The sequence below is a fragment of the Aestuariivirga sp. genome, assembly GCF_020252405.1.
Taxonomy (GTDB): Bacteria; Pseudomonadota; Alphaproteobacteria; order Rhizobiales; family Aestuariivirgaceae; genus Aestuariivirga.
In genome coordinates, this window is record NZ_JADCDA010000099.1 from 1 (window position 1) to 5,278 (window position 5,278).

Annotated in this window: 3 protein-coding genes and 1 CRISPR repeat array; all 3 genes read right to left on the reverse strand. The window is 63.3% G+C overall.

Annotated features, from left to right (window positions below; genetic code table 11):
* The first annotated feature begins 53 nt into the window (after positions 1–53).
* A CRISPR array of direct repeats spans positions 54–354; the repeat unit is 36 nt; unit sequence GCCGTGGTTTCCCTGCCGACTTCCCAGTGGTAGGCT.
* Positions 355–411: 57 nt separating this feature from the next.
* Genes cas2 through cas9 form a run of 3 tightly spaced genes read right to left on the reverse strand, consistent with a single transcriptional unit; the run spans position 412 to position 4,703 of the window.
* Positions 412–741 (reverse strand): CRISPR-associated endonuclease Cas2, encoded by a 330-nt coding sequence (cas2, locus tag IOC69_RS13260; RefSeq protein ID WP_290544034.1) that lies wholly within the window; start codon positions 739–741, stop codon positions 412–414.
* A gap of 24 nt (positions 742–765) precedes the next feature.
* Positions 766–1,647, reverse strand: a complete 882-nt coding sequence (cas1, locus tag IOC69_RS13265; RefSeq protein ID WP_290544035.1) for a type II CRISPR-associated endonuclease Cas1 — start codon at positions 1,645–1,647, stop codon at positions 766–768.
* A complete protein-coding gene (gene cas9 / locus IOC69_RS13270) occupies positions 1,623–4,703 on the reverse strand; it encodes a type II CRISPR RNA-guided endonuclease Cas9 (RefSeq protein ID WP_290544036.1) in 3,081 nt (1,026 codons plus the stop codon). Before cas9 ends, cas1 begins: the two co-directional genes overlap by 25 nt.
* Positions 4,704–5,278 lie beyond the last annotated feature (575 nt).

The following is a 5,278-nucleotide window of genomic DNA, read 5'->3' on the forward strand; positions in this document are numbered from 1 at the left end:
CTGCCGACTTCCCAGTGGTAGGCTGGAAGCGGCTTGCGACCGCGCATCTGTCAGGCCGTGGTTTCCCTGCCGACTTCCCAGTGGTAGGCTGTGTGCGCCGTCGATGCTGTCCAGGATTTTGCCGTGGTTTCCCTGCCGACTTCCCAGTGGTAGGCTGACGGATGAAGCCACCGCGCCAAGGCTGAGGCCGTGGTTTCCCTGCCGACTTCCCAGTGGTAGGCTAATATGTGCAGGCCGTTGTGCTTGGTGACGGCCGTGGTTTCCCTGCCGACTTCCCAGTGGTAGGCTCACACCGTCGCAACGTTGCCGGGCTGGAAGGCCGTGGTTTCCCTGCCGACTTCCCAGTGGTAGGCTACGACCACACCAAGTGACTGACAGCACTCTGATTTTCCTTCCGGATAGGAAGGGAAATCAGAGCAGTACGAGCTGGTTCGCGGCGAGTTTTTCACTTCTTTTCGATTCGCCTATCAGCAGTTTCATGCGGGCGTACTGGCGCTCGGTGACGGTTAATGTGCGCACACTGCCCCTGGATGGCAAGTTGCTGGTGACGCGGGCATGGTGCTTGCCGGTGGCCTCCTCGCCCCTGCAGACGCGGGCATAAACGGACCATTGCAGCATCAGGAACCCATCGTCCTTCAGGAAGTTGCGGAAGCGGGTGGCGGCGCGCCGCTCCACCTTGGTTCCGACCGGCAAGTCGAAGAACACGAACAGCCACATATAACGCACCTCGGCGGATTTCATCACTCACACTCACAATACTCAAACTCACAGTTTGGGCAGGCACAGCAGGGCAGGCGAAGACGCTTCCATGGCGCGCACCAGACATTGGGAGGCAATATCCGTGGCAATCAGTACACTGACGGTCTGGCCTTGCAAGCGAACGTCCCCGTTAAGGATACCAGCCAGCGCGCGGCGATGATCGAGCGTGAGGGGCGCGGCTGGCTCCGCGCCCTCCGCAAGATCATTCACTCCGCGGTCGACGAAGGGGCGGAACGGCTCGAGCAGATCATCCGCGAGGTTGAAGGCATTGGTGGCGCTTCTGTGGAACAGCCCGAAACAGGGGAGCAGGCCGTTGGCGACGATGGCCCTGGCAATCGCGGCGCGCAGCACGGCATAGCCGTAGTTCAGCATCTTGTTGCGCAGGTCCGCCTCGTCGGAGCGGGTGAAACCGGTGAAAAGAAGCTGCCAATATTCACGGGCAGCACGGGCCTCCACATTGTCGGGATCGCCCGAAGCCACCTGTTTTGCCATGGCGAGAAGGCTATCTGCCTGCCTGCCAGCGCGTTCGAGGCAGGCGGCCTGGTTCTCGATCTTGGCGATAACGAGCGCCTGCCACAGCCGCTTTCGCAGTGGCTGGGAAAGGCCGATCTGCATGGCGGCCACGGCCGCCTGCCGGTGATGGCGGTGGAAGGGCAGCGCCATGCCCGAAGGCGTGTGCCGCTCATCCGTGAAGATGACAGCGACTCCCGCTGCCATGCAGGCGGCGATGAGCGCGGCGGAGATTGTGACCTGCGGACTGTCGAGGACGATCCACGCAACATCCTCGATGGGCATGGTCACTTCGCCATCCTCCTGGTTCACCACCAATTGCGCGTCCCTTGAGGAGAGCCGCGCGGGACGGCTTATGTGCACACCTTTCCACGCCATGTCCGCCGCTCTTGTTCGACAAGATGCCGTTTTCCCAAACGGTCTATCGTATATTTGTTGAAAGTCTTCAGCGTCCTTGCGCCGATGCCCGCGATTTCGTCACTTGAGTTGCGGTCGTGCGAAATTTTCAGCGCGCCTGTACCCCGGTCAAAGCCACGATAGTAGCCTGCTAACAGTGCTCCCTTGCCGGTTTCGATTTCGAGATAATTCATCGGCGTCAGCGACCAGAGGAACTCACATTCACTATCTATGGCAGGCCATTCCTTCTCGTCCTTGTAGGCCTGGCATGCGCGGTTCGGCGGCGTTTCCATCGTGGCGATCTGGTGCGGGTACACCGGCACCAAGTAGAATTGCCATGCTCCCTTCTTGTTCTGCTTCCTGAACACATCCACCCGCGCCATTTCGCCGCGATCAACCGCACCGTTGCGCACCAGCACATCGGGCTTCTTCGTGGTGAGCAGCGTGACCTTGGCAATCGGGTCGCCCCTGGGCGAGAGTGGCGGCGCCCCCTGCGGCTTGCCGGCCTCGATCCAGGCGCGAAGGCTGGCGATGGTGGCGGCGTTGCGCTCCGGGTCCTTTACCCTGTCAAGGTCGGCGGGCTTCAGGTCGGCAATGCGCTTTCGCTCGAAGACGAGTTTTCCGTTGTCGCGCTCCGACACGGAGCGGATGGTGGCGGCATGCGCCTCGCCGCGCGCGCGGCGGCGCTCGGCGCGCGAGACGAAGACCTTTTCGACAGCCGCCATGACATCCTGCCGGAAGCCGGGCCATGGCGCGTCCAGCGCGCGGAAGTCACGCGGGCTGCCGCTTGCCTCCTCCTTCTTGAATGCGGCGGTGAGGCGCTGCAACTGGCTTTCGGTGCAGGCGGCCACCACGATTGCATCCAGCGCGTGGTGGCGGTCGTCCGGAATGCGCTGGCCCTTCTCGTCCTTCTTCATCTTTTGCAGGCCCCAGCCACGGCGCAACCTGTCAGTCAAGGCGCCGGGCCGCGTGAACACGCGGCGGGTGCCTTCGCCGCGCGGGTAAAGCTGCTTCAGGCATTCGGCGAGCAGGCGGCAGGTCCAGCGCGTGTCGTTCAGGTTCCGGTCGCGGAATTTCTGTTCGAGGTTCGCTGCATCCTTGATCGTGTAGTTGCGGCGCTTGAAGCCCTTGAGGGTGGGGAGCGACTGCACGCGCGCCGCATAGGCCTCCCAGTCCGCCTCCGTCTTGTCCGCCGCGAACCATTCAAAAGGCGTGCGGCCGCGCTTTTGTTGATTGGCGCGCGCCGTGCACAGCGTCTTGTTGTTGAAACTGTCGTCGCCGAATCGGCTCCATGGCAGGATATGGTCCACCTGCACCGCATTGCTGTCCGCCGCAATGTCGGCGGGCGAAATCGTGGTGTCGGAGTAGAGGCAGCGGCCGTTCTGCTGAAGCCAGAGCTCGTAGCGCAGCAGGTCCTCGGCGGAGGAGCAGGGGCGGCCCACATCCTCCGCGAAGCGCGCCCGAAGGCGCTCCTTTTCCTTGTTGCGCTTCTCGATGCCGCTTTCGATTTCGCGGCGCTCGTCGATTCCCTTGCCGACGTCGCGGGCAAGTTCGATGTGAATGGCGTCCGGAATGCCGTATTCCTCCACCACCGCCTTGACCTGCTTGACCGCCTCGATCAACGCCTTGCGGGCGATGGGGCTGCCGACCAGCGAACGGTCGATCACTTCGCCCTTGAGGATACGCTTCAATGCCTCCTTGCCGTGGGCCTTCACGTCAAAAGCGTTGCCCTCCCGGCTCGTCACATGGTCATAGCCGTGGCGGGCGCAGGCTTCGGAGTAGACAAGCCCTTCCGCCAGGTGCGGAATGATGTTGCGCGCCGCCTTCGCGGACATGTGCCCGGCGCCGGTGAACTTGTCGAAGCTGCCTGCCTGCGTGGCGGCGATCAGCGTTTCCACTGTCGCCGGATCGAGCGGCAATTCCTCCAGCCCGGCGCGGATGGCTTCCGCCGTCTCGCGGAAGGAGATGATTTCGGCGATGCGGTCAAGCGTGGCGGGTGTGGTGGCGAGCCTCTCCCATGCCGCGGGGCCGATGACGCCGCGCAGTATCGCGGCGCCGAGCGCGGCTTCGCCATGCCGGGCAACCACATCACCGCCTTCATCCTGTTTTCGCACCGTGGAGAATTGCGCCTCATCCGCGAGGCCGATGATCTTGCGCAGGGCGGTGAAGCTGATCTTCCTGCTCTGGCCGAATGCGGCGATGGCGGCGTGGAGTTCGGCGGGCGTGATCCGGCGCGTGAGCTTGCCCTCGCGAAGTTCAAGCGTGTTGAGGCGCGAGAGGTAGCGGAACAGCTCGAAGGAATAGGCGCGTTTCGCGGTTCGCTTTTCCGCCGGTTCGAAGGCGCAGTTCGCCAGCAGCTTCTCGCTGTCCTGCAGCGGTCTCTGGAAAAAGGCGGCCTCGGTGAAGGCCTGTTCGAGCGATGGCGTGGCGGCCTGGTTGCCGAGCCGCCGCTGCGCGGCGAAGATGGCGCGAGCCTCATGCGCGAGATCGTCGCGCAGCGGCGTGCGCGCGTAATCGCCATCGCGGTTGCGCTTGCGGCCGGGCGATGCCGCAACGAATTCGCCGAAGGTGCGGCCCGCCATCTTTTCCTGCGTCTCGGCCATGGCCTTCTTCATTTTCGATCCTTCCGGATCGTTGCCGCGCGATTTCGCGTTGGACTTGAAGCCGCGGTGCCTTGCGATATGGCCCAATGCGACGGCGAGTTCTTGCGGAGACAGCAGGCGCCCGCGCGCCGCGGCGCGCGCCTGCCACGGGTCGATGCCCTGATAGCGCAGGGCGTCCGCCGTGCCGCTGGCGAGCAGGCCGTGGGCGTGAAGAATGCGGCGCACCGCGTTCATCCGCTGCCGCCTGCGGCGAATGACGCGGCGCTGGCCGCGATATATTCGGCGAAGTTCAGACTTGGGCTGTCGCTCCTTGTCGGTCTCCGGCGCATCAAACATGCGGGTTCCGGCGGCGATGATGCCCTCCCGGCCCTCCGCCACCTCCAGAACAGCCCATCCAACGCTCGCAATCCCGCAGTCAAGGCCAAGAACCCGCATGCCCAGCACTCCCTCTGTTATCGAAAATATTGACAAATGTGCAGGGGGATGGCAAATCGGTTTCGGGAAGTCGGTCGGGAAACCACGGCAAAGTGGTTTATCCACTGAAGGATTATCCCTCGTTCGGGAAACCGGGCGGGGGAGATTCCTTTCATGCGCTCAGGTCTTTAAGCCGGGACACGAGTTTTCCTCCGCGTGTTGGGCATGATCGATAATCGATGATGGATATTGTCATGCCCTAAGCAATCGGTTGCCCGAGCGCGGGCTGCCCATGGCCGCTATCTGAGCCGCGATCTGTGCCTGGCCTATATCAATGCACTGGCGGCGGGTGACCCGGACGCTGATATCGTGCTGTAGAGCGCCGGGCGGTCAATTGACTCCATGAGGGTTCCCTTTCCCACAAAGCCCCGCCCCCGCCTTTCCTCTCCCCCGGCGGGAGGCGAATCGCATATGGCGGCGGCGTGTCTTGTGCCATGTCAGTTTTCCCTTCTCCCGTCGCGGTACGCGATGGGAGAAGGTGGCCGACAGGCCGGATGAGGGCTTCTTTCCGCATCGGAATCTGTGGACAAAGGCCC

What these genes read in the sequence shown, in the direction of transcription:
- cas1 (WP_290544035.1), bottom strand. Translation starts at nt 1,647, where the DNA reads ATGGCGTGGAAAGGTGTGCACATAAGCCGTCCCGCGCGGCTCTCCTCA.
- cas9 (WP_290544036.1), bottom strand. Translation starts at nt 4,703, where the DNA reads ATGCGGGTTCTTGGCCTTGACTGCGGGATTGCGAGCGTTGGATGGGCT.
- cas2 (WP_290544034.1), bottom strand. Translation starts at nt 741, where the DNA reads ATGAAATCCGCCGAGGTGCGTTATATGTGGCTGTTCGTGTTCTTCGAC.